This is a genomic window from Streptococcus sp. S784/96/1, assembly GCF_902729355.1.
GTDB lineage: Bacteria > Bacillota > Bacilli > Lactobacillales > Streptococcaceae > Streptococcus > Streptococcus caledonicus.
Map to the genome: position 1 here is coordinate 1 of NZ_CACVCC010000027.1, position 23,985 is coordinate 23,985.

A 23,985-nucleotide genomic window follows, 5' to 3' on the forward strand; every position below is an offset into this window, starting at 1 on the left:
TACAAGTTAACAATCTCTAGTTTTTCTTCTACTGATTTTGGACTTCTTTTTGACATACGAAAACTCCCCTTTTAGTTTCTAGTGAATTTTTGTTTTTTCACTGTCCACTATAAGGGGAGTATATCATTTTGTCCTTACTGAAAATGAGACAGGGACCTCAATAATATCTTAAGGAAGAAAATAAGGCGAGACATTTTTAAGTTCGCCTTTAATTTTTACTTGACTTGGAGTGTACTCTAAGATTTATAATAAGGATAAGGTGAAAGGAGGCGGTCATGAATATCAAAAAAGTTAGTGAATTGACAGGAATTTCCGCAGATACCATTCGTTACTACGAGAGGATTGGTTTGATTCCTCCTGTAACGAGAAATGCGTCAGGAATCCGTGATTTTACAAATCGTGAAATTCAATTGTTGGAATTTGTCCGCTGTTATCGTAATGCTGGTGTAGGAGTGGAACCTCTGATTGAGTACATTCAATTATTAAATCAAGGGGACCATACCATACCAGCTCGTATTGCACTATTATCTGAGCAATTAGATGATATTGACCAACGCTTATCGGAGTTAACACAAGCTCGTGATCGTTTGCAGTACAAGATTGAGAATTATAAACAGAATATCCTACCTCACGAGCAAGAATTATTTGAAGAATAGGGGACCATATGATGGAATACACAAAACTTGGAAATACTGGATTAGAAGTGTCAAAAATTTGCCTTGGTTGTATGAGCTTCGGAGATGCAAGCATGGGCTTTCATTCGGGTTGGCTCTTAGATGAAGAAAAAAGTAGAAGCATTATTAAAAAAGCCTTGGATTTGGGAATCAATTTCTTTGATACAGCAAATACCTATGCAGCTGGTACCAGTGAAGAAATTTTAGGACGAGCTCTTAAGGATTTTGCCAAGCGTGAAGATGTGGTTATTGCTACCAAGTGTTTTTTCAGCGACCTACCAAATGGTGAACAAAAACCAAATCAACACGGTCTGTCTCGCAAGGCCATTTTCCATCAGGTAGAACGTAGTTTAAAACGCTTGGGAACAGATTACATTGACATTCTCTATATCCACCGTTGGGATTACAACACACCGATTGAAGAAACCATGTCAGCCCTTAATGACTTGGTAAGAAGTGGTAAAGTGCGTTATTTGGGAGCTTCTGCTATGTATGCTTGGCAATTCCAAAAAGCGCAATATGTGGCAGAAAAAAATGGTTGGACGCCATTTTCTGTCATGCAAAATCACTACAATATGCTCTACCGTGAGGACGAACGTGAAATGATTCCTTTCTGTCAAGATTATGGAGTAGGGTTGGCTCCGTATAGTCCATTAGCTGCTGGAAGAATTGTCAGAGACTGGACGGCCGATACAGCTCGTAGTGCGACAGATACCACGGCAAAAGCCAAATATGACAGCACTGAGGAGCAGGACCGCTTAATCGTAGCACGAGTGGCAGAATTATCAGAAAAATATGGTGTTTCTCGCTCACAAATCGCCCTAGCTTGGCTCTGGACTAAGGGAATGCACTCACCGATTTTAGGAGTGACAAAAGAAGCTTATCTGGACGACTTTATGGGTGCCTTTGATATCACTTTGACTACAGATGATGTTGCTTACCTAGATGAATTGTATGTTCCTCACCGCATTATGGGGGCTTTGTGATTTTTTTGTTGGGCCAATGATAAGATGAGATGGTATAATGTTTAAATGATTTTAGAAAAGGGGAAGAATGAAAACTGCTATTTTTGAAAAAGCTGGTTCTATGATTATTGAAGAAGTTGCAAAGCCAACAATTCAAGCCAGTGATGATGTGATTTTAAAAATTGTTCGTGCCTGTGTTTGTGGATCAGACCTTTGGTCTTATTCACACGGAGATGCGCGTGAGAATCACACCAATAATTCAGGTCACGAAGCGCTAGCCATTGTCGAAGAAGTCGGACCAGACATTACCACGGTTAAACCTGGTGATTTTGTCATTGCACCTTTCACACATGGTTGTGGCCACTGTGATGCCTGCCGTGCTGGTTTTGATGGGACTTGTGATAATCACCCAGCCCCAACCAACTGGGGTGGCGGTTTCCAAGCTGAGTATCTACGTTTCCACTACGGAAACTGGGCCCTTATCAAGGTTCCTGGGCAACCATCTGATTACTCTGAAGGCATGTTGAAATCACTGTTGACCCTTGCTGACGTCATGCCGACAGGTTACCATGCTGCGCGCGTAGCACAAGTTGAAAAAGGGGACAAAGTGGTCGTTATCGGAGATGGTGCCGTTGGTCAGTGTGCAGTTATTGCGGCAAAAATGCGCGGAGCTTCTCAGATTATTATGATGAGTCGGCATGAAGACCGTCAACAATTGGCACTTGAGTTAGGAGCTACGGCTGTCGTAGCAGAACGGGGTACAGAAGGGATTGCCAAGGTACGTGAAATCTTAGGCGGTGGTGCTGACGCAGCTTTAGAATGTGTTGGAACAGAAGCTTCTATCGAGCAAGCCTTAGGTGTGCTTCATAACGGTGGTCGTGTGGGATACGTTGGAGTTCCTCACTACAATAATCGTGCAATCGGATCAACCTTTGCACAAAATATTTCCTTTGGTGGTGGTTCAGCCTCAGTGACAACTTATGTCAAAGGTGTGCTTCTTAAAGCTGTTTTAGATGGAGACATCAATCCAGGTAAAGTCTTTACAAACACTTATGACCTTGCTGATGTTAATCAAGCCTACCAAGATATGGCAGACCGCAAAGCCATTAAATCAATGCTAGTGATAGCAGAGTAACAATTATTTCTTACGGTATAGATAAACCAAGTTCAATTTCCCACGGGACTTGGTCTTTTTCTTATATGGCGAGGATCAGTCCCAGTTTATGGTCAAAAATGCCTATATGCATTTGATTTATTTTTCCATTATGTCCAAGATATGGTAAACTAGAGTAGTACTATAGAAGGAAGGGTGTTCAGTTTAGATACTGAACAGAATAGTGTTTTAGAATGATGAGGGACCTTGGCGCCTAGTTCACGATTATCCTTGATTTCTAAAAATCATTTAAGATTTCACTATTCTAATGGATAGAAGGATGGCAACACGATTATTTATTGCACGACATGGGAAGACCATGTTTAATACGATTGGAAGAGCACAAGGGTGGTCTGATACTCCTTTAACTGAAGAAGGTGAAAGAGGTATCCGTGAACTTGGGCGTGGTCTGCGTGAGGCGGAGATTGAGTTTCAATCAGCTTATACGAGCGACTTAGGGCGTACAATCCTTACCCTAGATATTATCTTGGAGGAGATGAAGCGGCCACGCCTTCCTCACACAAGAGATAAACGCATTCGTGAGTGGTGTTTTGGTAGCATGGATGGTGGTTATGATGTTGATTTATTCCATGGCATCTTGCCCCGTATCTTTAATCGTTCTCATAAGGAATTGAGCTACAAGGAAATGGCTAATGGTATCTATGAAGCTGATACTGCTGGTTGGGCAGAGACTTGGGAGCAACTTAGTGGTCGTATTATCAATGGTTTTACCAGCATTGCTCAACAAATAGAAGCAGGTGGTGGTGGTGATGTTCTCATTGTTAGCCACGGCATGACCATTGGAACGTTTTTGTCATTGATTGATCCAAATTATGAAAAAACGACATATATTGCTAATGGTAGCGTTACCCAAGTGACTTTTGATGATGGTAAGTTTACCATTGATACAATTGGAGATTTGTCTTATCGTGAAAAAGGGGCAGAGTTGATTGCCCAAGAAGCACACTCGATTTGAAGATATATATCTATAACAAAACCGCTAGGCGTAATGAACGTCTAGCGGTTTTGTTTAATAAGAAATCTTAGAATAGTTCTTTACCTGTTTTGTTAAGTCTATAAGTGAATGCTCTGATAGAGTTTGAATAATAGTTGGTATCAATAAACTTTGCGCTTTCAAGGAATTGAAAAAGATTTTTAGCCAAAAGGGATGGCCTCAGGCTTATTCCAGCGAAATTGATCATAGATGTGTTCTACCTCTAGAAACATAAGAGCTGTTGATAAGTACCCTCTTTCAAATGTTTGTAAATCCTTTACTTTTTTAATAATTTCATCAGCCTTGGCATAATAACCAAGCTCAGAAAAATATTTAGCAGTTATAGTTAAGTTGTTTAAAATACGAATATGAGTGTCTGCATTGGTACTTTGTTCATACATAAAGAGCGGTTGCTTAGGCCATATGTTTCACCGATTCAAGTGGGCAATGGTTGATGATACGGACATAAATCTCAAGTTCAGTATTAGTAAATATTTCAACTACCATTTGAAGTATCACCGTTTTCTAAAAATACAGAATTACCATTATTGACCTTAAAGACAGGAGAATTTAATCTTTATGGAGACCCTGCTTATATTTTTATTCCAGCAGGAAATCCAGCGTACTCAGATAATGGAACGTCTGACGCTGCTAGAGATAGAATCATAGAAGCTTCTACTGTGGCTCAATCAGCAGCTATTTCACCAGATGTATTCTTTCATAGATGATGTGTAGCGGTGGAAAATGGAACAAATCTTTATATTGTTAGGTCTAGAAATCCTTAACCAAGAAGTTACTAGGTCCTCAGACTGATTTTTAGCACTCTTGTAAAAAGAGTGCTAATTTTGTTGACAAGGGGATAAAAAAGAGTATAATAGAATCATAAGCTAGCACTCGGATATATAGAGTGCTAAGATAAAGGAAGGTGACGGCTCTTATGATAACGGAACGTCAGAATGACATTTTGAATTTGATTGTTCAGATGTTCACCCAAACGCATGAACCAGTTGGTTCAAAGGCTTTACAGGAATTGATTTCTTCAAGCTCTGCTACCATTCGAAATGATATGGCAAAGCTTGAAAAGTTAGGTTTTCTTGAAAAAGCGCACACGTCAAGCGGTCGTTTACCAAGTCGAGCAGGTTTTCAATATTTTGTGACCCATTCGCTGAACCTTGATAGTATTGATGAACAGGACGTTTATCAAGTGATTAAGACTTTTGATTTTGAGGCTTTCAAACTGGATGACATTCTAGGTGTGGCGAGTAAGCTGTTGTCTGATATGACAGGTTACACAGCCATCGTTCAGGATGTGGAGCCAACGCGTCAGAAGCTGACGGGGTTTGATATCGTTCAATTGTCCAGCCATGATGCCCTAGCGGTGTTGACCTTAGATGAATCAAAACCAGTAACGGTACAGTTTGCGATTCCTAAGAACTTCTTGATTAACGATTTGGTAATCCTTAAGGCTCTTATAGATGAGCGCTTTGTGGGAAAAGCGGTGCTGGATATTCATTATAAATTGAGGACTGAGATTCCTCAAGTGGTTCAAAAGTATTTTAAGACTACTGATAATGTCTTGTCGTTATTTGATTACATCTTTAGCCATCTTTTCCAAGAGACTGTCTTTATTGAAGGAAAAATAGCTGCGCTAGCTTATTCTAATCTATCAACTTATCAGTTCTTGGACAATGAACAGAGGGTGGCCCTAGAATTACGCTCTGCTATTTCTCAAGATAAAATAACGATAGTTCAAGTAGCTGAAAGTCAAGAGCCAGCTCTGTCAGAGTTGACGGTGATTAGACACCAGTTTCTGATCCCTTATCGAGGAATGGCGCTGATGAGCTTAATTGGTCCTGTCGAGATGGATTACCGTAGGGTTGTTAGTCTGATCAATATTATCAGCCGTGTAATGGTCGCAAAATTGACGGACTATTACCGCTATCTCAATAGTAATCACTACGAAGTGCATTGAACATGAAGAGATTTATTAAGAAATTAAGGAGGCATAAGGTGTCAGAAGAAGTAAAAAATGAAGAACTAAAGGAAGAGGAAGTGGCAGCAACGGAAGAAGTTGTTGAAGAAACGCCAGAAGTTCCTGAAAAATCTGAACTTGAGTTAGCCAATGAGCGAGCAGATGAGTTTGAAAATAAGTTCTTGCGCGCACATGCTGAAATGCAAAATATTCAGCGCCGCGCTAACGAAGAACGCCAAACCTTACAACGTTATCGCTCACAAGATTTAGCTAAAAAAATCTTGCCAAGTTTAGATAACCTAGAGCGTGCGTTAGCTGTTGAAGGCTTGACAGACGATGTGAAAAAAGGTCTTGAGATGACGCGTGATAGCTTGATTCAAGCCCTTAAAGAAGAAGGGGTTGAGGAAGTCACTATTGAAACCTTTGACCCCAACTTCCACATGGCAGTCCAAACTCTACCAGCAGATGATGACCACCCAGCAGATACTATCGCAGAAGTCTTCCAAAAAGGCTACAAATTGCATGAGCGCTTGCTGAGACCTGCTATGGTAGTGGTGTATAACTAATCAATAATGATGAGCATTAAAACGCCTCATCATTATACGGCAATCATGGGGCACTTATTAGGCTCTCGCTAGCAAAATGGTATCGATTTTGCTATCTCATGTCGTAATCAACCAGTGATGGTAGCTAATCAATAAAATGAATCATGTCCGAAATGACGATAAACTATGAAAATAAGGAATAAGATTGCTATTTCAGGCGTGTCAGCAATGAAGCGAACGAAGTAAGCAATACGATATTTTTTGCCATGGTGATAGTCAGATAACAAGGATTGTTATCTGGCAAGGAAATTTTGAAACCTTGGGTTCAAGATTTAGGCATGGAACTCCGTAGGAGGTCGCTGCCGTCCCCATCACCTAAGAAAAATGTCAAAAAAAATAAAATAGTTTATAAATTTGAAAGGAATTGAACCCGAACGGAAAGCTCGGAATTTAGATAAATCACCTTGTGTGCAAGCCCACATCGTTGATTTCCTAAAATTCTTGTCGCTTTCTCGGCGTTCTTGGTATCTTATATTATGTCTAAAATTATCGGTATTGACTTAGGTACAACAAACTCAGCAGTTGCGGTTCTTGAAGGAACTGAATCAAAAATCATCGCAAACCCAGAAGGTAACCGTACAACACCTTCAGTAGTATCATTCAAAAATGGTGAAATCATCGTTGGTGATGCTGCTAAACGCCAAGCAGTAACAAACCCAGATACAGTAATCTCAATCAAATCAAAAATGGGAACGTCTGAAAAAGTTTCTGCTAATGGGAAAGAATACACACCACAAGAAATCTCAGCAATGATTCTTCAATACCTTAAAGGTTATGCTGAAGACTACCTTGGTGAAAAAGTGACTAAGGCCGTTATCACTGTTCCTGCTTACTTCAACGATGCGCAACGTCAAGCAACTAAAGATGCTGGTAAAATTGCAGGTCTTGAAGTAGAACGTATTGTCAACGAACCAACTGCGGCAGCTCTTGCTTACGGTATGGACAAAACTGATAAAGACGAAAAAATCTTGGTATTTGACCTTGGTGGTGGTACATTTGACGTTTCAATCCTTGAATTAGGTGACGGTGTTTTCGATGTATTGGCAACTGCGGGTGATAACAAACTTGGTGGTGACGACTTCGACCAAAAAATTATTGATTTCTTAGTAGAAGAATTCAAGAAAGAAAATGGCATTGACTTGTCAGCAGACAAGATGGCACTTCAACGTTTGAAAGATGCGGCTGAAAAAGCGAAAAAAGACCTTTCAGGTGTGACCCAAACACAAATCAGCTTGCCATTCATCACTGCTGGCGCTGCTGGTCCTCTTCACTTGGAAATGAGCTTGTCTCGTGCAAAATTTGATGACCTTACCCGTGATCTTGTAGAACGTACAAAAGTTCCTGTTCGTCAAGCTCTTTCAGATGCAGGTTTGAGCTTGTCAGAAATCGACGAAGTTATCCTTGTTGGTGGTTCAACTCGTATCCCAGCTGTTGTTGAAGCTGTTAAAGCTGAAACTGGTAAAGAACCAAATAAATCAGTTAACCCTGACGAAGTAGTTGCTATGGGTGCTGCTATTCAAGGTGGTGTGATTACTGGTGATGTTAAAGACGTTGTTCTTCTTGATGTAACACCATTGTCACTTGGTATCGAAACTATGGGTGGTGTGTTTACAAAACTTATCGACCGTAACACAACAATCCCAACTTCTAAATCACAAGTCTTCTCAACTGCAGCAGACAATCAACCAGCTGTTGATATTCACGTTCTACAAGGTGAGCGACCAATGGCAGCAGACAACAAGACTCTTGGACGTTTCCAATTGACAGACATCCCTGCAGCGCCTCGTGGTATCCCGCAAATCGAAGTAACTTTCGATATTGATAAGAATGGTATCGTATCTGTTAAGGCAAAAGATCTTGGCACACAAAAAGAACAACATATCGTTATCAAATCTAACGACGGTCTTTCTGAGGAAGAAATCGAACGCATGATGAAAGATGCGGAAGCTAACGCAGAAGCAGATGCAAAACGCAAAGAAGAAGTTGATCTTCGTAACGAAGTTGACCAAGCTATCTTTGCAACTGAGAAAACGATTAAAGAAACTGAAGGCAAAGGCCTCGACGCAGAACGTGATGCCGCTCAAGCAGCTCTTGACGAATTGAAAGCAGCGCAAGAAGCTAACAATCTTGATGACATGAAAGCGAAACTTGAAGCGCTTAACGAAAAAGCACAAGCTCTTGCAGTGAAAATGTATGAACAAGCTGCCGCAGCACAACAAGCAGCAGGTGGCGAAGAAGGTGCTCAATCAACTGACAACGCAGGTGATGATGTCGTTGATGGAGAGTTTACAGAAAAATAACTCTCATAACTGAAAATAAAAAATTGAAAACTCAGAGGTTGAATCCCAGCCTCTGTTTTTAGGTAAAAGAGACATGTTACATCATATTGAAATCTACGTTGATGACCTGGTTAAGTCTCGTCAATTTTACGATTTGTTGTTACCGAAATTAGGATACGTTCTTTATCAAGAGTGGCGTGAGGGATTTTCTTATAAGGATGACCAACATTACCTCGTTTTTGTTCAAGTTGAAGACAAATTTGCTAGTTTTTCCTACCATCGAAAGCAAGTTGGTCTAAATCACATGGCTTTTTCTGGTGGGGCTCCACAGGATATTGAACGATTGAGAATGACCTTAGCTGATAAGGGAGTCACATTTTTGTATGAGGATGCCTACCCTTACGCTGGTGGAGAAAATTATTTTGCCTTATTTTTAGAAGACCCTAATCAGATAAAAATTGAAATCGTGGCTAATCAAGAATGATATCTACTTCTAGCGGATGGCAGTAATCGTAAAAAGTTTCCTAATAGCATAACGTGCTAGGGAAAAGATACAATCTCTTAGGTGTTTCGTCACCTGCGTCGATTTTCCTAAATTTCTGTGAGTCGTTTAATGGCTTAATATCATGATGAAAGGAATTGAACCCGCCCTAAAAGCTGTGTGAAAAAGATAAATCGTCTAAAAAATCAGGATTTTCTGTTTTCTCATAGTAAATCAATAGAAAGGAATACAAGTTCGTTTATTCGAACACAGGCTAAAAACCTAGTGAAAAGATAAACTTCCTGGTGTGTTTGACACACTACGTCAGTTTCCTATTTTCATACGGTTTTCTTAACGCCTTTGTATCATAAATTATGAACAATACAGAGTATTACGATCGTCTGGGCGTTTCTAAAAACGCTTCGCAAGACGAAATTAAAAAAGCTTATCGTAAGATGTCAAAGAAATACCATCCAGACATCAATAAGGAGGCTGGTGCTGAGCAAAAGTACAAGGATGTACAGGAAGCTTATGAAACATTGAGTGATGAACAAAAACGTGCGGCTTATGACCAATATGGTCCTGCTGGGGCTAATGGAGGCTTCGGTAGCGGTGGTTTTGAAGGTTTCGGAGGTGCTGGTGGTTTCGGTGGTTTTGAAGATATCTTCTCTTCATTCTTTGGAGGAGGCGGAGGGATGCGCAATCCTAATGCCCCTCGTCAAGGTGATGACCTTCAATACCGTATTGATTTAACGTTTGAAGAAGCTATTTTTGGAACGGAAAAAGAAGTGAGCTATCAACGTGAATCAGAGTGTAACACCTGTGGTGGTAATGGCTGCAAACCAGGAACAAGTCCTGTAACTTGTAGTCGTTGTCATGGTCAAGGAGTGATCAATGTGGATACGCAAACACCACTTGGTATGATGCGTCGTCAAGTGACTTGTGATGTCTGCCATGGTCGTGGAAAAGAAATCAAAGATCCGTGCCAAATTTGTCATGGTTCTGGTCATGAAAAACGCGCTCACAAGGTTTCTGTTAAGATTCCAGCAGGTGTTGAAACAGGGCAACAAATTCGTTTGTCAGGCCAAGGTGAGGCTGGTTTCAATGGTGGTCCTTACGGAGATCTCTTTGTTATGATTAGTGTTCGTAAGAGTGACAAATTTGAGCGTGAAGGCACAACGATTTACTACGAGTTGAATATTAATTTTGTTCAAGCAGCGCTAGGAGATACCGTTGAAGTTCCAACGGTTCATGGTAATGTGGAAATGACTATCCCAGCGGGTACTCAGACAGGTAAAACTTTCCGTCTTCGTGGTAAGGGAGCTCCGCAATTACGTGGAAATGGTCAAGGTGACCAACACGTTACGGTTAATATTGTTACCCCAACAAAATTAAACGATGCCCAAAAAGAGGCTCTTAAAGCTTTTGCGGCAGCAAGTGGCATGGATGATGTTCATCCTAAGAAAAAAGGCTTCTTTGACAAGGTAAAAGACGCTTTTGAAGAATTGTAAGACTAGAAGGAATCTGAAACAATAGTTCCTTGACTACAAAAAACAGTTAAGGATAGAAAACTTAAGCTTACGCTATTATAAAGGCAGTTGGCATTACGCTAGCTGCTTTTAGTCTATTAAAACCGCTTTACTTGCTGATTTTAGGTATTCATGGTAGGCTACAAGGGTATAGAAAAGGAGATGCTTATGTGGAAAGATGCAACTGCAATCGCTCAAGCCATAAAAGATAGGACAGTTTCTGTTAAAGAGGTTGTTGAAACTAGTATTGAGACGATTCGGACCCTTAATCCCAAACTCAACGCCGTCGTGTCAGAACAGTTTGAAGAAGCGTTAGCAAAGGCTGAACGTCTTTTGGTGCTAGATGCTCCCTTTGCAGGTGTACCTATCTTACTTAAGGATTTAGGGCAAAACCAAGTGGGGCAACTAGCAACATCAGGTTCAAAATTATTTGCAAATTATCGTTCTTATCAGACCGATAACTACACTAAAAGAATGGAAGAGCTAGGTTTTATCGTCCTAGGTCGAACAAACACCCCTGAATTTGGCTTTAAAAACATTTCAGATAGCCAGTTACATGGTCCGGTGAGTCTTCCTAAAGACCTTACTCGTAATGCGGGTGGATCGTCAGGAGGTGCAGCCGCCGCGGTTGCTTCTGGTATGGTACCAATTGCGGGAGCATCTGATGGCGGTGGTTCCATTCGTATTCCAGCAAGTTTTAATGGGCTTATTGGACTTAAACCAAGCCGAGGGCGTTTGCCAGTTGGCCCGTCTTCTTATCGAGGCTGGCAAGGAGCCTCTAGTCATTTTGCCCTCACTAAGTCTGTCCGTGATACCAGAGCTCTTCTCTATGGTATGCAGGTCTGTCAGCTAGAGAGTCCTTTTCCTTTGCCGACCTTATCTGCTGAGGCACTTTTTGGAAACATAGCAGAGCCTCTAACCATTGCTTACCGTCTTGACTCACCAATCGGTAGTCCAGTTTCTAAGGAAGCTCAGGAAGCGGTGCTTCAAACTGTTGAGGCCTTAAAAGCATTAGGGCATCAACTTGTCGCTATCGACCAAGATCCACTTGATGGCATCGAAGTTATGAAATCTTATTATGTCATGAACAGTGTTGAAACAGCTCAAATGTTTGACGAGATTGAGCATCATTTGAATCGCAAAATGACTTTGGATGATATGGAATTGATGACTTGGGCCATTTACCAAAGCGGTCAAATGATTCCGGCTAAAAGGTATTCGAAAGTGCTGCAAGACTGGGATCGTTATAGTGCGGTGATGGCTGAGTTCCACCAACGTTATGACCTTTTGTTGACACCAACAGTAGCTCATATAGCCCCGAAACACGGTCAATTCGATCTTTCAGAAGGTTTGAAGCAGGATTTAAGGCAGATGAGTGACTTTTCTCTCTCAGATCAGCAAGATTTGATTTGGAAAATGTTTGAGCATAGTCTGGCTTGGACACCTTTTACGCAATTGGCTAATTTGACAGGACAGCCTTCCATCAGTTTACCAACTTATGAAACAGCAGAAGGATATCCAATTGGCGTACAATTCACAGCAGCTAAAGGACGAGAAGATCTTTTGCTAGCTTTAGCAGAACAGATTGAGTCCAATCATTTTCTGAAAATGTAAACACCTCATTTTCAGGTTCAATTAGTTGTCTAGCCAAAGTGATTGTGATAAAGTTAGGAAGTTGGTCGCCGAAGATCAGCTATGAATAGGAGAAAACACATGTTTAAAAAGTTATTGACGTCAGCCGCCCTGCTTTCTGCCTTAGTATTGACAGCTTGTTCAACAAGTGGTGAAAAAGCAAGTCAAACACAATGGGAGCAAATCAAAGAAGATGGTGTTTTAAAAGTAGCAACCCCAGGAACGCTTTTTCCAACATCATATCGTGATGATAATGGGAATCTTGTTGGTTATGAAGTTGACATGATGAATGAAATTGGGAAACGTTTGGATCTCAAAATTGAATACCAAGAAATTGGTGTTGCGGAAGCTTTGACATCAGTTGATTCAGGGAAGGTGGACATCTCGGTCAATAACCTTAATCCGACAGCAGAACGTCGTGAAAAATACAATCTTTCTGAAGCTTACAAATACTCAGTGAGTGGGATGATTGTCCGTGAAGATGGCTCATCAAACATTACTGCTGAAGACCTTTCAGATTGGAAAGGGAAAAGAGCAGGTGGTGGTGCTGGAACGACGTTCATGAAAATTGCTGAAAAACAAGGTGCAGATCCAGTTATTTATGATAACGTAACCAACGATGTGTATCTTCGTGATGTGTCAACAGGTCGTACAGATTTTATTCCAAATGATTATTACACTCAAGTCATCGCAGTAAAAGTGATTACGGAAAAATTCCCAGATATCAAAGTTAAAATGGGAAATGTGAAGTACAATCCTAATGAATCTGTTATCGTAATGAGTAAAAAAGACGACAGTCTTAAAAAAGAACTTGACAAGGTTATCAAAGAAATGAAAGAAGATGGCACGCTTAAATCAATCTCTGAGACTCACTATGCTGGTCAAGATTTAACAAAACCAGCAGAAGGAGCCGATAAACTACCTGTTGTTGATATTGACTAATATTGTCTATCATTTAACTAATTAATGTTAAAACTTATTACCAAGGGGGCGATCATCTAAGATTGGTCGCAATATTAGCATGAGGGGGGGTTGAGTGCCTAGTTAAAACATTTCTTCTTACTGCGTAGGTGGGAATTTCGTAAAAGACGAAAGATAATGATAGTTTTTTAGAGGCCAGGGAAATGTATCCCAACCTCTTTGAATAGAAAGGGTTACAATGTTTATCAATTGGCAAGCTATTTTTGATCCTAAATTAGCTCTTGAAGCGATTCCTAAGATTTTAGAAGGCCTTCCTTTTACGCTAGCCTTGTCCTTGATTGGTTTTGGTCTAGGGACGATATGTGGCTTTTTCGTAGCATTGATGCGTATGTCGGATCTCGCCCCTTTACGTTGGTTGGCTGCACTTCATGTGTCGCTGATGCGCGGCATTCCCCTCATGGTACTGCTTTTCTTTATCTATTTCGGTCTACCGTTTATGGGGATTCAATTGGACGCTATCACTTCTACCATCATTGCCTTTACATCAATGTCGAGTGCTTATATTTCAGAAATTATCCGATCATCTTTGAAAGCTGTTGATAATGGCCAGTGGGAGGCGGCGAGGTCCCTTGGTTTGAAAACGCCAGTTATTTACAGAAAAATCATCATTCCCCAGGCCTTTCGTATCGCCTTACCACCGCTTAGTAATGTCTTGTTAGATATGGTGAAAAGTACTTCGTTAGCAGCTATGATTACGGTTGATGAGATGTTCAATATGGCTAAGCATGTTGGTGGAGCTAAATCTGATTACATGACAGTTTATATTTGTGTCGCCTTGCTTTACTGGATTATTTGTACCCTTTATGCTTTTGGACAAGGGATTTGGGAAAAGAGACTGCAGACTTATTAACTGTTGAAATAAACTTTCTAAGCGAGTGGTATTTGACTCTGAACACATTTCGTTTAGAAGTGAGAAGTTTTTCATGGCACAAATAAAAACAGCTTTTCAATTATCGAAAAGTTGTTTTTATCATGTCTCAAATCCTTTCCTTAGTCATTTGGTTGAGAAAATGAGAACTGTTTTTATGCTATTTAGCGACTAGAACTTCTAGATATCAGTAAAGCTCCATTAGGATAAATGTCTTTGAAGACTTGATAGTATTCTGTTTTGGTTAGAATAAAGTTCAAGTTTAAATCATTCTTCAAATTATCATTGATTTTCTGATAAAAAGCGACTTTATCTAGTTTATTACCAGAAGGTTTAGAACGGTCATATTCATTTTTTAATACACCCATAAACCATTGTGAACTTCAGCTAAAATTTTTACCATTGTCAATATATCTAAAGCTAAGGTCTTGCAGGGGGGATAGAGTTTTGTTTTGCTTCATTAACGGAGTGAGAAGAGATCGTACAGTATTTCCTTTGCTTCAGTAATAGCTAGAGCTCTTCCAACGAAGCATGTCAAGGCAGTTTTCTAGTAATACGATTGCCTTTTTAGTGAAATGGTTCTGGTACGCTTTTGTGCTTATGATAGTGTTTTTCTTAGAGGAAGGGCAAAAACTATTGAAAATTGGACAAAATAAAATAGCTTAGAATCAATGTTTTTGACGATGTTACTCTAAGCTATTTACTATTTTTAGACTTTTGCCGAGTCTCATAACGAATAGTGTCTATTGCGTAAATACTACTCTAGCAACTTTGGTGTAATCTTTACCTTATCTTTATGTCGTTAATATTCGTTAAGAAACTTTTGAGAATATCGTGTTAATCAAGTTGTATTTGAGGTGAAAAAGAAGGCTAATTGTACGATCATTTGACAGAAGAGTGTGAGCTGCCTTATAAGCTGGGAGTAAATTTAGTGGAAGGCTCACTGTGGATGGTGTCACCATTATTTTGAAAGGTTTATTAAATCTTTTGAGTGCTTGAATGATTTGATTTTGGGAATACAAGACAACATGATTGGTTACAAAACTTTTTCCAAAATAGTCACTAAACGCCCAAACTCTTCCGAAGTCATATTGGCGTACTGAATAACGAAGTGATTTTCAGGAACAGAGGTTTTGTTGTGAGCAAATTCACTCAATGGGCTCAATAGAATACCATAGTGATGACAGTTGTCAATTAGCACATTTTCGTCTAGTTCTGTTGCTATAGCCAAAATAAAGTGTAAACCCGAGTGGTCCTCTTTGATGACAATCTTGTCTTTAAGAGGGCTTTTTTTGATGGTTTGGTGACAACAATCAAGTTTTTTCTGATATTTCAAGCGCATGCGATTTAGGTGTCTTTCAAAATAACCTTGTGAGATAAAGCGTGCCAAGGTATACTGTTCCAAATTGGAGACGGTTGGGGAGTAAAATCCTAGTTTATCGTGAAAGTCTGTTAATAATTTTGGCGGTAAAATCATGTAGGCAATGCGGAGTGTAGTCAATAGGCTTCGGCTAAAGGTGTTCATGTAGATAACCTTGTTAGATTGGTCAATTTCTTTGAGGCTGGGAATAGGACGGTGCTTAAATCGAAACTCACTGTCATAGTCATCTTCGATGATGTAACGATTGTCAGCTTGGCTAGCCCACCCCAATAATTGATACCGTTTATTCACAGGTAAAACCTGACCTGTGGGAAACTGATGAGAAGGTGAGAGGTGTAAAATATCAGCTCTGCTATGTTCCAAATCTGCCAGATCGATGCCACTGGGAATAATGGGGAGATGAGAGAGGGGAATCTGATGGGAATTGTAAACTTTAGCAATACGGCTGTATGATGGGTCTTCAATGGCGATGTGATGCTTAGAGCCAAAAAGTTGACTGATGAGGGAGTATAGGTATTCGGTACCTGCTCCAATGATAATCTGTTCAGAAGAGACGAGCATGCCACGAAAGTCATATAGGTGCTGAGCAATAGCTTCTTTCAGCTCTAGAACCCCTCCGCTTGGTGCGGGCTCCAGTAGTTTATGGGACTCTTGATTGAGTACCTGTTTAAGCAATTTACTCCAGACGCTAAAGGGGAAATCCTGCTGGTGCTGGTAGGGTTTAGCAGGGACAAGTAAGGTGTTATCCATAACTGGACTGGTAGTTTTGTGGAAAACTGGTCTGATTGGAGTATCAGTTGATGTTAGAAGGTGCTGAATATCAGAGATAAAGAAACCGCTATTAGGTTTACTGTAAAGGTACCCCTCGGCAATTAATTGTTGATAGGCAGTATCAACGGTTGTGACGGATACCCCTAGATGTTTAGCCAATTTACGCTTGGAAGGTAACTTTTCATGCCCCAGGAGCTTGACTGAAGTAATATCATTTTTTAGTGCAAGATAGAGTTGTTGATAGAGTGGTTCAGAGTGATGTGGGGTGAGGTTGTAGGTCAGCATAGGTACTCCTTTTGATATTTAAAAAAAAGACTAAAATGATTATTTATATCATATCAATTTTTGTTAGAATAAGTCTATTAATTTTTATTAAAACTGTTATGTTGTGCTACTTTTAGGAATACTTATCTTATTTGCATGAGGCTTATTTTCTTGCTATAATGCTAGTCATGACAAGATATAAAGCAATTATTTCATACGATGGTAGCGATTTTTCAGGTTTTCAGCGTCAGCCTCATGCGCGGAGCGTCCAAGAGGAAATTGAAAAGACTCTACAAAGACTTAATAGTGGTGTCCCAGTGACCATTCACGGTGCGGGGCGGACAGATGCAGGTGTTCATGCCTATGGTCAGGTTATTCATTTTGATTTGCCTCATGCGCGTGATGTGGAAAAGCTGCGCTTTGGCTTAGATACCCAGTGTCCAGATGATATTGATATTGTTGAGATTTCAATGGTTTCAGATGATTTTCATGCTCGCTACAATAAACATAGCAAGACCTACGAATTTCTTGTAGATACTGGTCGTCCCAAAAATCCTATGATGAGACGCTATGCCACTCATTATCCCTATCCAGTGGATTTGGCTCTGATGCAAGAAGCTATCAAAGACTTGGTAGGAAGGCATGATTTTACAGGATTTACTGCCTCTGGCACCAGCGTGCAAAACAAGGTTCGTACCATTACGGAAGCTAAAGTAGAAAGGGATATCCATACAGGCTTTCTTATCTTTACTTTCTCAGGCAATGGGTTTCTGTACAAGCAAGTTCGGAATATGGTGGGCACCCTTCTTAAAATCGGAAATGGACGCATGCCAATAAGTCAGATAAAAACAGTTTTAGAATCACAAGACCGCAAGCTAGCAGGGCCAACAGCTGCAGGTAATGGTCTTTATCTAAAGGAAATTAGTTATGAAGAGTAAATACATTTTAGCCATTTCAGGGAACGATATTTTTAGTGGTGGTGGCTTGCATGCTGACTTGACCACTTATACCGTTAATGGTTTACATGGCTTTGTTGCCTTGACATGTCTGACTGCTATAACTGAGAATGGTTTTGAAGTTTTTGGTACAGACCCAAATATCTTTGCACATCAATTGGCTTCCCTCAAGGATATTCCTTTTGCAGGGATTAAACTAGGATTGTTACCTAATGTGGAAATAGCAGAGCAGGCATTGGATTTTGTAAAGGCTCGTGCAGATATTCCGGTAGTTTTAGATCCGGTCTTGGTCTGCAAGGAAAGTCACGATGTTGAGGTCTCAGCTTTGCGTGACGAACTTCTCAAATTTTTCCCTTATGTGACCATTATCACACCAAATTTGGTAGAAGCTGAGCTATTGACCCAAAGCAAAATCGAAACGCTTAACGATATGAAGACAGCGGCTAAGAAATTGTATGAACTTGGTGCTAAATATGTGGTGATTAAAGGTGGAAGTCGTTTAGATAGAGTTGTTGCGATGGATGTCTTCTATGATGGTAACGAGCTTATTGTTTTTGAAAGCCCTGTTCTTAATAGTAATAATATTGGTGCAGGTTGTACCTTTGCTTCCTCTATTGCCAGCTATTTAGTTGCTGATAAGTCAGCTCAGGAAGCTGTTCGTGATGCTAAAGCATTTGTGCATGCGGCGATTCAAAAATCTGACGATTATGGAGTGATTCAGTATGAAACAAACTAAGACAAGCGAGTTAACACTTCTGGCTGTGTTGACGGCGCTTAGCGTGGTACTAGCCTATATTCACATACCAACTCCGACAGGTTTTTTGACCTTGCTCGATGCGGGGATTTATTTTACTGCTTTTTACTTGGGTGATAAAGCTGGTATTGTAGTCGGCGGTCTGTCAGGCTTTTTGATTGATTTGTTGTTGGGATATCCGCAGTATATGATTCACAGTCTGATTGCCCATGGTGCGCAAGGTTTCTTTGCAGGTTGGACTGGGAAAAAACGCCTGCCTGGCGTGGTTTTAGCAAGCGTGGCTATGATTGGTTGGTATGTAGTAGCAGCCCTACTTTTAGGTTATGGATGGGGAGCTGCTGTGGCAGGTATTTTAGGTAATGTGCTACAGAATTTCTTTGGTATGGGGGCTGGTTATTTACTCTATCTAGCGTTTCAGCGCGTGGAAAGAAGAAAATAAACTAGATTTACAAGTATTAGAAAGATAGATGTGAGACTTTGTCTGTGACACCATTGACCGGTTGACGATTAAATCTAGCCAGTATTGATTCTGTGGATGGGGGACTGGTTTGATTAGGGAAATAGCAGTGCAGAAATGTTAGCCATTATTGACTAAAACCATGCAAAATAGTGCAGAGATTATAGTTGTTAAGAGACAAAATAACTAGATGAGAGTTAACTAAAGTAGAGAGGAATTCTCTGCTTTTTTGCTAGAAAAAGTGAGGAATCTTGAGTATAATGAAAAGTAAGACTAGGTGGAGGTGTTGCTGTGGATTTTATTAGTTTGGTGAATCGTTATTTTCAAACGCTAACAGCTCAAGAAAGAGAGATTATTGGCTATCTGCAGCAGGTGCAGGATTATTCTGGCTTAACAGCTCAGAGCTTGGCTGATGCTTGCTTTGTTTCTCGGGCTACCATTTCACGCTTGATTAAGAAGTTGGAATTAGATGGTTTTGCAGAGTTGAAGTTTTTGCTCAAAAATTTTCGACAGGAATCCAATACAACCTTAGAGAAAACATCTGTATTTGAAGAGGTTGTTCAATCCTATCACATGTATATTGACCAAATTTTTGAAAAACTAGATTTAAAAAACATTGTCAATCTTTTGTTGGAAACTGATGTGCTTTACCTCTATGGAACAGGAAATGAACAAAAGTTGGAAGTCGAAACCATGCGACACGTTTTTACGGCTTTAGGAAAACGCGTGGTAGTCTTTTTTGATAAAGGGGAATACGATTATGCCAAAGAATGTTTTAAAGAAAACGACTTACTGGTTCTCTTTTCTTATAAGGGAGAATCTCCAGAAGGGATTGCCATCTTAAAAGATAGTCAATTGTATCAATTGAAACGATTGGTATTTACTCAAACTTCGCAAAATACGATGGCTCAGTTGGCAGATTACCGATTATATGTTCCAACAGAATCCGTTCAGACACCGACCCGCTTGACCTATGAAGTGAGTACGACGTTTTATTTCATTATCGATCAACTCTTCTTTGATTATAAACAAGCGATTGGAGGATCTTATGACACTCCAAGATAGAATGCAGACCTGCCAATCTTCATTAACGGAAACCGATTGGCAAATCTACAATACTGTAATAGCAAGTGATGTCAGAACATTAACCTTAGCAGTTCTAGCTTCATCAGTTCATGTTTCAACTACAACTATTTTTCGATTTTGCCAAAAGCTAGGCCTATCTGGTTTTGGTGAATTGAAGGCTCTGTTGAAAAATCAAGAGAAAGCAGTGAAGGTGAGCCGGAAAGCTGTTCAAAATTCTTATCACGATATCGTCACCTACGTTCAAACATTAGATATTTCAGATTTACGACAAAAGCTCTTAACGACAGACTATATTTACCTATTTGCTGAGAGTGAGTTGGAGTTGCGCCTAGCCAAAGTTTTTCAACGTATCTTCTTTCCTTTTAAAAAGCCTGTGTTTATTTTACCCAACCGTCAGGCTTTGGAAAATTCATTGGTGCATATGGTAAACAATGTTCTAGTTATTTTTGCTTTGGACAAGGCAGAGCAGTTACCACTTTGTTTAAGGGATCATCATCGGATGTCCTCCATTTATACTTTGGTGTTGAGTGAAGTTCGTCAGGTTTCTTCCTTGTCTGATGTTCGTCTCTTAATTCCGTCCATTGTACCTGATGAAGCTTACCCGCCGGTTATGACACCTTATGTGCTTGCTTTGGAGATGCTTTATTTAAAATTGCAACTTGATAACAAATGATACTATTTTACATTTTGCGTAAAAACGATTAAAAAAATAACCTGTTTTCAAAACTGCGGGGAAGTATTGCCTAGCGGTTTTTTTCTGTTTATAATACCTTTTGTAAGCGAAAACAAAGGAGAACAGTATGGAGAAAAAATGGTGGCAGTCAGAAATTGTCTATCAAATATATCCCAAGAGTTTTCAAGATAGTAATGGAGATGGTATCGGTGATTTGAATGGGATTACCAGTCGTCTTGATTACTTAGCAGATCTAGGGATTACCTGTATTTGGATTAGTCCGATTTTCAAGTCTCCCATGGCTGATAATGGCTATGATATTTCAGATTATTTTGACATCGCAAAAGAATTTGGAACGATGGAAGATTTTAAGGTTTTGATGGCCGAAGCCAAAGCCAGAGGCATTAAAGTTTTATTGGACCTCGTTGTCAATCACTCTTCAGATGAACACCCATGGTTTCAAGCAGCTCTTGCTGATCCTCAGTCTAAATATAGAGGGTATTACATTTTCAAAGAATCGGCTGAACGACCAAACAATTGGCGGTCCATCTTTGGTGGTAGTGTTTGGGAAAAACTACCGAACGAAGATGTTTATTATTATCACACCTTTCACAAGAAGCAGCCTGATTTGAATTGGGAAAACGCTGAGCTTAGAGAAGAGGTTTACCAGATGATTACCCAATGGCTTGAACTAGGTATTGCAGGTTTCCGAATTGACGCGATTACCTTCATCAAAAAGGATTTGAGTTTTCAGAGTATTGAACCAGATGGAGTGGATGGCTTAGCGAAATGCACCAAGGTTAGTCGTAATCAACCAGGTATTGAAGTCTTTTTGAAAGAATTGAATGAGCGTTGTTTCAAACCTTATGACGCTGTCACGGTTGCGGAAGCCCCAGGTGTTGAGTATGATCAGCTAGATGAGTTTATTGGTGAAGATGGCTTTTTCTCAATGATTTTTGACTTTAAAGCTGCCGACCTAGATGTGGTAAGTGGTAGTGAATGGTTTAAACCTGTTCAGTGGAAGCCAAAGGATTTGTTTGATAAATTTAAGGATTCTCAATTAGCAATTCAAAAAGTGGGTTGGGGTGCTCCTTTTATTGAAAACCACGATCAGAATCGTGCAACGACCAAGTATTTAAAAGAAGCTGAAAAAAATCCTAAGGCAGCTAAAGCTCTAGCCCTCATGTATTTCAATCTCTATGGAACACCCTTTATTTACCAAGGGCAAGAGATTGGCATGATTAATTTTAATCGAGAGGGACTTGAATCCTTTGATGATATTTCATCTATCGACCAATACCATCGTGGAATGGCAGAGGGATTATCAAGTGGCGAAGCGCTAGCTGTTATCAATTATCGCAGTCGAGATAACGCTAGAACCCCGATGCAGTGGGATGATAGCCAATATGTAGGATTTTCGACAGTAGCTCCTTGGCTTGCTATCACAGAACAATCTTTAGAACGTTCTGTTGCTGACCAAATCCATGATGAACAGAGCCTCTGGTATTTTTACAAAAAATTGATTGCCCTAAAAAAAATGCCGAGCTATGAAACTTTGGTGTATGGGCAAATAGCATTTGTAGACTTAGAAAATCCAGAAGTTTTTGCCTATCGTCGCTTTGATGAGAAAAGTTCTTATCTGACTCTGGTTAATTTATCAAATCAAGAAGTAGAATTTCCGCTTGAAAACCCGATTGTAGACATTTTAATTGAAAATGGAGGCATGAGCCTCTCGCATCGTCATGTAACATTACCGCCTTATGGCGCAACTTTATTAAAGGAGACTACAAATGGAAACTATTAATTACCGTCAAATTGCAAGTGATATTCTTGCAATCGTTGGAAAAGAAAATATCGTTTCAGCAACGCATTGTGCAACACGTTTACGCTTGGTTGTAAAAAATCATGAAAGTATTGATACCAAAGCTATTGAAAAAGTTGATCAGGTCAAAGGAACCTTCTTTAACAGTGGTCAGTATCAAGTCATTCTCGGAGCTGGTATTGTCAATAAAGTGTTTGAAGAATTGGAAACAATGAGTATCACAACACAATCAAAAGCTGATCAGGATGCTTACGTGAAGTCCCAAGAAAAGGGTGTAAAAGCTGTGATGAGAACTTTGGGAGATATCTTTGTTCCAATCGTTCCAGTCATTGCGGCTACAGGTCTTTTCCTAGGGGTGAAAGGTGTTGTGTTCAATGATAATATTCTCGGACTTATCGGCCTATCAACCGAAATTTTTCCACCGTATTTGAATCAATTAGTTAGCGTCTTGACCGATACTGCCTTTGGTTTCCTTCCAGCTCTTATCACCATGTCAGCCTTCCGTGTGTTTGGTGGAACACCAATGATTGGTTTAGTGTTAGGATTGATGCTAGTTGCTCCGCAATTGCCAAATGCTTACGCAGTAGCCTCTGGTGATACTGATGCTATTATGGTTGGAGGAATTCTTCCAGTGATGGGGGCACAAGGTTCGGTTGTGACGGCGATTTTAACTGGATTCTTGGGAGCTAAGTTAGAGCGTCAATTGCGTAAAGTGATGCCAAATTCTCTTGATCTTATTTTGACACCGTTTATCACCATGTTAGTGATGAGTGCTGTTGCTTTAATTGGATTTGCACCAGTTGTTCACTGGTTAGAAATGGGATTGATTGCCTTGACAAAAGGATTGATGAATCTCCCATTTGGTATTGGTGGTTTTTTCGTTGGAGCGACTTATCCGTTGGCTGTTATCACAGGGCTTCATCACATGTATGTTGTGATTGAAACATCATTATTAGCGAACACAGGTTTCAACCAATTGATTACCCTTTGTGCGATGTATGGTTTCTCTAACCTTGGTGCTTGTCTTGCTTTCTACACTTCCGCTAAGAATGATAAGGTTAAACAAACCGTTATGGGAGCGTTTATGTCACAACTTTTTGGTGTTAGTGAGCCAGTTTTATTTGGTCTTCATTTACGTTACAACTTAAAACCTCTTTATGTGATGCTTTTCTCATCAGGTATGGGCGCAGCGCTTCTGTCTATTTTCCATATCCAATCAAACTCATACGGTCTAGCTGTTTTACCGTCTTACCTCATGTACATTTATGACAACTATCAACTCATCGTTTACGTCCTTATTTCTATCGTTAGCATGGTGCTTTGTTTTACATTAACAAAAGCATTCGCTATTCCAGAAGAAATTCTCGTTGAAGATTAATACTCTATAAAAATCAAAATTATACATAAACAAAAACATTTTCTTTTTGATTTCCTCATGTGGTTGGTACGCCAGCAAACCTATGTTTTCATGGTTTTAACCACTACGGAGATTGGAGGATTGTCACATTCTGATTAGTGACGATAGTATCTAAAACGACAAAATCGCTATAATTGGGAATTTTCCACGCTATGGTGAAAGAAACGTTTTAAACTTCTTACGTTTGTTAGTCTATCAAAAATATTAGAGGTTCTAAAAATCTAATTTTGATTTTTAATGAGTATAAAAAGCGCCCTTAGGGGTGCTTTTT

The 23,985-nt window shown here is 39.9% G+C and carries 23 protein-coding genes; 20 read left to right on the plus strand and 3 right to left on the minus strand.

Going from position 1 to position 23,985, the window contains the following annotated elements; genetic code table 11:
• The first annotated feature begins 275 nt into the window (after window positions 1-275).
• The 4 genes from nmlR to GZ996_RS08920 all read left to right on the plus strand — a co-directional run bounded on the left by nmlR (window position 276) and on the right by GZ996_RS08920 (window position 3,768).
• Entirely contained in the window at window positions 276-656 is a 381-nt protein-coding gene (gene nmlR / locus GZ996_RS08905; protein WP_161980147.1) for a stress response transcriptional regulator NmlR, read from the plus strand.
• Window positions 657-667: 11 nt separating this feature from the next.
• Window positions 668-1,660, plus strand: a complete 993-nt coding sequence (locus tag GZ996_RS08910; protein ID WP_162011872.1) for an aldo/keto reductase — start codon at window positions 668-670, stop codon at window positions 1,658-1,660.
• Between the two features lie 67 nt (window positions 1,661-1,727).
• On the plus strand, window positions 1,728-2,774 hold the full coding sequence (locus GZ996_RS08915; RefSeq protein ID WP_162011873.1) for a zinc-binding dehydrogenase: 1,047 nt from the start codon (window positions 1,728-1,730) through the stop codon (window positions 2,772-2,774).
• Window positions 2,775-3,072: 298 nt separating this feature from the next.
• Window positions 3,073-3,768, plus strand: a complete 696-nt coding sequence (locus GZ996_RS08920; protein WP_162011874.1) for a histidine phosphatase family protein — start codon at window positions 3,073-3,075, stop codon at window positions 3,766-3,768.
• Window positions 3,769-3,947: 179 nt separating this feature from the next.
• On the opposite strand, the gene GZ996_RS11740 is transcribed toward GZ996_RS08920, so the two are convergent.
• Complete coding sequence (locus GZ996_RS11740; RefSeq protein ID WP_202913565.1) at window positions 3,948-4,187, minus strand: hypothetical protein; 240 nt, start codon at window positions 4,185-4,187, stop codon at window positions 3,948-3,950.
• A gap of 147 nt (window positions 4,188-4,334) precedes the next feature.
• On the opposite strand from GZ996_RS11740, the gene GZ996_RS08930 reads away from it, so the two are divergent.
• From GZ996_RS08930 to GZ996_RS08970, 9 genes are all read left to right on the plus strand, one after another.
• Window positions 4,335-4,514: a hypothetical protein gene (locus tag GZ996_RS08930; RefSeq protein ID WP_162011875.1), complete on the plus strand. Its 180-nt coding sequence runs from the start codon at window positions 4,335-4,337 to the stop codon at window positions 4,512-4,514.
• A 209-nt stretch (window positions 4,515-4,723) separates the two neighbouring features.
• Entirely contained in the window at window positions 4,724-5,758 is a 1,035-nt protein-coding gene (hrcA, locus tag GZ996_RS08935) for a heat-inducible transcriptional repressor HrcA (protein WP_161980152.1), read from the plus strand.
• Between the two features lie 2 nt (window positions 5,759-5,760).
• The gene (gene grpE / locus GZ996_RS08940) at window positions 5,761-6,324 is read left to right on the plus strand and encodes a nucleotide exchange factor GrpE (RefSeq protein ID WP_202922615.1); all 564 of its coding nucleotides are present in this window, start codon (window positions 5,761-5,763) and stop codon (window positions 6,322-6,324) included.
• A gap of 515 nt (window positions 6,325-6,839) precedes the next feature.
• A complete protein-coding gene (gene dnaK, locus GZ996_RS08945) occupies window positions 6,840-8,663 on the plus strand; it encodes a molecular chaperone DnaK (RefSeq protein ID WP_161980154.1) in 1,824 nt (607 codons plus the stop codon).
• Between the two features lie 73 nt (window positions 8,664-8,736).
• Window positions 8,737-9,126: a VOC family protein gene (locus tag GZ996_RS08950; RefSeq protein ID WP_162011876.1), complete on the plus strand. Its 390-nt coding sequence runs from the start codon at window positions 8,737-8,739 to the stop codon at window positions 9,124-9,126.
• Window positions 9,127-9,497: 371 nt separating this feature from the next.
• Window positions 9,498-10,634 carry a molecular chaperone DnaJ gene (dnaJ, locus tag GZ996_RS08955; RefSeq protein ID WP_156806584.1) on the plus strand — a complete coding sequence of 379 codons (1,137 nt, stop codon included), beginning with the start codon at window positions 9,498-9,500 and terminating at the stop codon, window positions 10,632-10,634.
• Between the two features lie 186 nt (window positions 10,635-10,820).
• Entirely contained in the window at window positions 10,821-12,266 is a 1,446-nt protein-coding gene (locus GZ996_RS08960; protein ID WP_162011877.1) for an amidase, read from the plus strand.
• A gap of 99 nt (window positions 12,267-12,365) precedes the next feature.
• On the plus strand, window positions 12,366-13,226 hold the full coding sequence (locus tag GZ996_RS08965) for a transporter substrate-binding domain-containing protein (protein ID WP_156806582.1): 861 nt from the start codon (window positions 12,366-12,368) through the stop codon (window positions 13,224-13,226).
• A gap of 217 nt (window positions 13,227-13,443) precedes the next feature.
• Complete coding sequence (locus GZ996_RS08970) at window positions 13,444-14,115, plus strand: amino acid ABC transporter permease (protein ID WP_156806581.1); 672 nt, start codon at window positions 13,444-13,446, stop codon at window positions 14,113-14,115.
• A 182-nt stretch (window positions 14,116-14,297) separates the two neighbouring features.
• Here the strand turns inward: GZ996_RS08970 and GZ996_RS08975 are convergent, their stop codons facing one another.
• The gene (locus GZ996_RS08975; RefSeq protein WP_162011878.1) at window positions 14,298-14,501 is read right to left on the minus strand and encodes a hypothetical protein; all 204 of its coding nucleotides are present in this window, start codon (window positions 14,499-14,501) and stop codon (window positions 14,298-14,300) included.
• A 668-nt stretch (window positions 14,502-15,169) separates the two neighbouring features.
• The gene (pdxR, locus tag GZ996_RS08980) at window positions 15,170-16,570 is read right to left on the minus strand and encodes a MocR-like pyridoxine biosynthesis transcription factor PdxR (protein ID WP_161980158.1); all 1,401 of its coding nucleotides are present in this window, start codon (window positions 16,568-16,570) and stop codon (window positions 15,170-15,172) included.
• A gap of 167 nt (window positions 16,571-16,737) precedes the next feature.
• On the opposite strand from pdxR, the gene truA reads away from it, so the two are divergent.
• The 7 genes from truA to GZ996_RS09015 all read left to right on the plus strand — a co-directional run bounded on the left by truA (window position 16,738) and on the right by GZ996_RS09015 (window position 23,675).
• Window positions 16,738-17,487, plus strand: coding sequence for a tRNA pseudouridine(38-40) synthase TruA (gene truA, locus GZ996_RS08985; RefSeq protein ID WP_156806578.1), 750 nt, complete (start codon window positions 16,738-16,740; stop codon window positions 17,485-17,487).
• Window positions 17,477-18,241, plus strand: coding sequence for a bifunctional hydroxymethylpyrimidine kinase/phosphomethylpyrimidine kinase (locus GZ996_RS08990; protein ID WP_162011879.1), 765 nt, complete (start codon window positions 17,477-17,479; stop codon window positions 18,239-18,241). The genes truA and GZ996_RS08990 overlap by 11 nt, the downstream gene beginning before the upstream one ends.
• Window positions 18,228-18,698 (plus strand): ECF transporter S component, encoded by a 471-nt coding sequence (locus GZ996_RS08995; RefSeq protein ID WP_162011880.1) that lies wholly within the window; start codon window positions 18,228-18,230, stop codon window positions 18,696-18,698. Before GZ996_RS08990 ends, GZ996_RS08995 begins: the two co-directional genes overlap by 14 nt.
• Window positions 18,699-19,007: 309 nt before the next feature.
• Window positions 19,008-19,781 (plus strand): MurR/RpiR family transcriptional regulator, encoded by a 774-nt coding sequence (locus GZ996_RS09000; RefSeq protein ID WP_161979321.1) that lies wholly within the window; start codon window positions 19,008-19,010, stop codon window positions 19,779-19,781.
• Window positions 19,765-20,475 carry a MurR/RpiR family transcriptional regulator gene (locus tag GZ996_RS09005; protein ID WP_156806574.1) on the plus strand — a complete coding sequence of 237 codons (711 nt, stop codon included), beginning with the start codon at window positions 19,765-19,767 and terminating at the stop codon, window positions 20,473-20,475. The genes GZ996_RS09000 and GZ996_RS09005 overlap by 17 nt, the downstream gene beginning before the upstream one ends.
• A 127-nt stretch (window positions 20,476-20,602) precedes the next feature.
• Window positions 20,603-22,279 (plus strand): glycoside hydrolase family 13 protein, encoded by a 1,677-nt coding sequence (locus GZ996_RS09010; RefSeq protein WP_162011881.1) that lies wholly within the window; start codon window positions 20,603-20,605, stop codon window positions 22,277-22,279.
• Entirely contained in the window at window positions 22,266-23,675 is a 1,410-nt protein-coding gene (locus GZ996_RS09015; RefSeq protein WP_162011882.1) for a PTS transporter subunit EIIC, read from the plus strand. The genes GZ996_RS09010 and GZ996_RS09015 overlap by 14 nt, the downstream gene beginning before the upstream one ends.
• Window positions 23,676-23,985: the final 310 nt, after the last annotated feature.

What these genes read in the sequence shown, in the direction of transcription:
- GZ996_RS08915 (WP_162011873.1), top strand. Translation starts at nt 1,728, where the DNA reads ATGAAAACTGCTATTTTTGAAAAAGCTGGTTCTATGATTATTGAAGAA.
- nmlR (WP_161980147.1), top strand. Translation starts at nt 276, where the DNA reads ATGAATATCAAAAAAGTTAGTGAATTGACAGGAATTTCCGCAGATACC.
- GZ996_RS09005 (WP_156806574.1), top strand. Translation starts at nt 19,765, where the DNA reads ATGACACTCCAAGATAGAATGCAGACCTGCCAATCTTCATTAACGGAA.
- GZ996_RS08920 (WP_162011874.1), top strand. Translation starts at nt 3,073, where the DNA reads ATGGCAACACGATTATTTATTGCACGACATGGGAAGACCATGTTTAAT.
- pdxR (WP_161980158.1), bottom strand. Translation starts at nt 16,570, where the DNA reads ATGCTGACCTACAACCTCACCCCACATCACTCTGAACCACTCTATCAA.
- GZ996_RS08950 (WP_162011876.1), top strand. Translation starts at nt 8,737, where the DNA reads ATGTTACATCATATTGAAATCTACGTTGATGACCTGGTTAAGTCTCGT.
- GZ996_RS08995 (WP_162011880.1), top strand. Translation starts at nt 18,228, where the DNA reads ATGAAACAAACTAAGACAAGCGAGTTAACACTTCTGGCTGTGTTGACG.
- hrcA (WP_161980152.1), top strand. Translation starts at nt 4,724, where the DNA reads ATGATAACGGAACGTCAGAATGACATTTTGAATTTGATTGTTCAGATG.
- GZ996_RS09010 (WP_162011881.1), top strand. Translation starts at nt 20,603, where the DNA reads ATGGAGAAAAAATGGTGGCAGTCAGAAATTGTCTATCAAATATATCCC.
- dnaK (WP_161980154.1), top strand. Translation starts at nt 6,840, where the DNA reads ATGTCTAAAATTATCGGTATTGACTTAGGTACAACAAACTCAGCAGTT.
- GZ996_RS08970 (WP_156806581.1), top strand. Translation starts at nt 13,444, where the DNA reads ATGTTTATCAATTGGCAAGCTATTTTTGATCCTAAATTAGCTCTTGAA.
- truA (WP_156806578.1), top strand. Translation starts at nt 16,738, where the DNA reads ATGACAAGATATAAAGCAATTATTTCATACGATGGTAGCGATTTTTCA.
- GZ996_RS08975 (WP_162011878.1), bottom strand. Translation starts at nt 14,501, where the DNA reads ATGGGTGTATTAAAAAATGAATATGACCGTTCTAAACCTTCTGGTAAT.
- dnaJ (WP_156806584.1), top strand. Translation starts at nt 9,498, where the DNA reads ATGAACAATACAGAGTATTACGATCGTCTGGGCGTTTCTAAAAACGCT.
- GZ996_RS08990 (WP_162011879.1), top strand. Translation starts at nt 17,477, where the DNA reads ATGAAGAGTAAATACATTTTAGCCATTTCAGGGAACGATATTTTTAGT.
- GZ996_RS08910 (WP_162011872.1), top strand. Translation starts at nt 668, where the DNA reads ATGGAATACACAAAACTTGGAAATACTGGATTAGAAGTGTCAAAAATT.
- GZ996_RS08965 (WP_156806582.1), top strand. Translation starts at nt 12,366, where the DNA reads ATGTTTAAAAAGTTATTGACGTCAGCCGCCCTGCTTTCTGCCTTAGTA.
- grpE (WP_202922615.1), top strand. Translation starts at nt 5,761, where the DNA reads ATGAAGAGATTTATTAAGAAATTAAGGAGGCATAAGGTGTCAGAAGAA.
- GZ996_RS08960 (WP_162011877.1), top strand. Translation starts at nt 10,821, where the DNA reads ATGTGGAAAGATGCAACTGCAATCGCTCAAGCCATAAAAGATAGGACA.
- GZ996_RS11740 (WP_202913565.1), bottom strand. Translation starts at nt 4,187, where the DNA reads ATGTATGAACAAAGTACCAATGCAGACACTCATATTCGTATTTTAAAC.
- GZ996_RS09015 (WP_162011882.1), top strand. Translation starts at nt 22,266, where the DNA reads ATGGAAACTATTAATTACCGTCAAATTGCAAGTGATATTCTTGCAATC.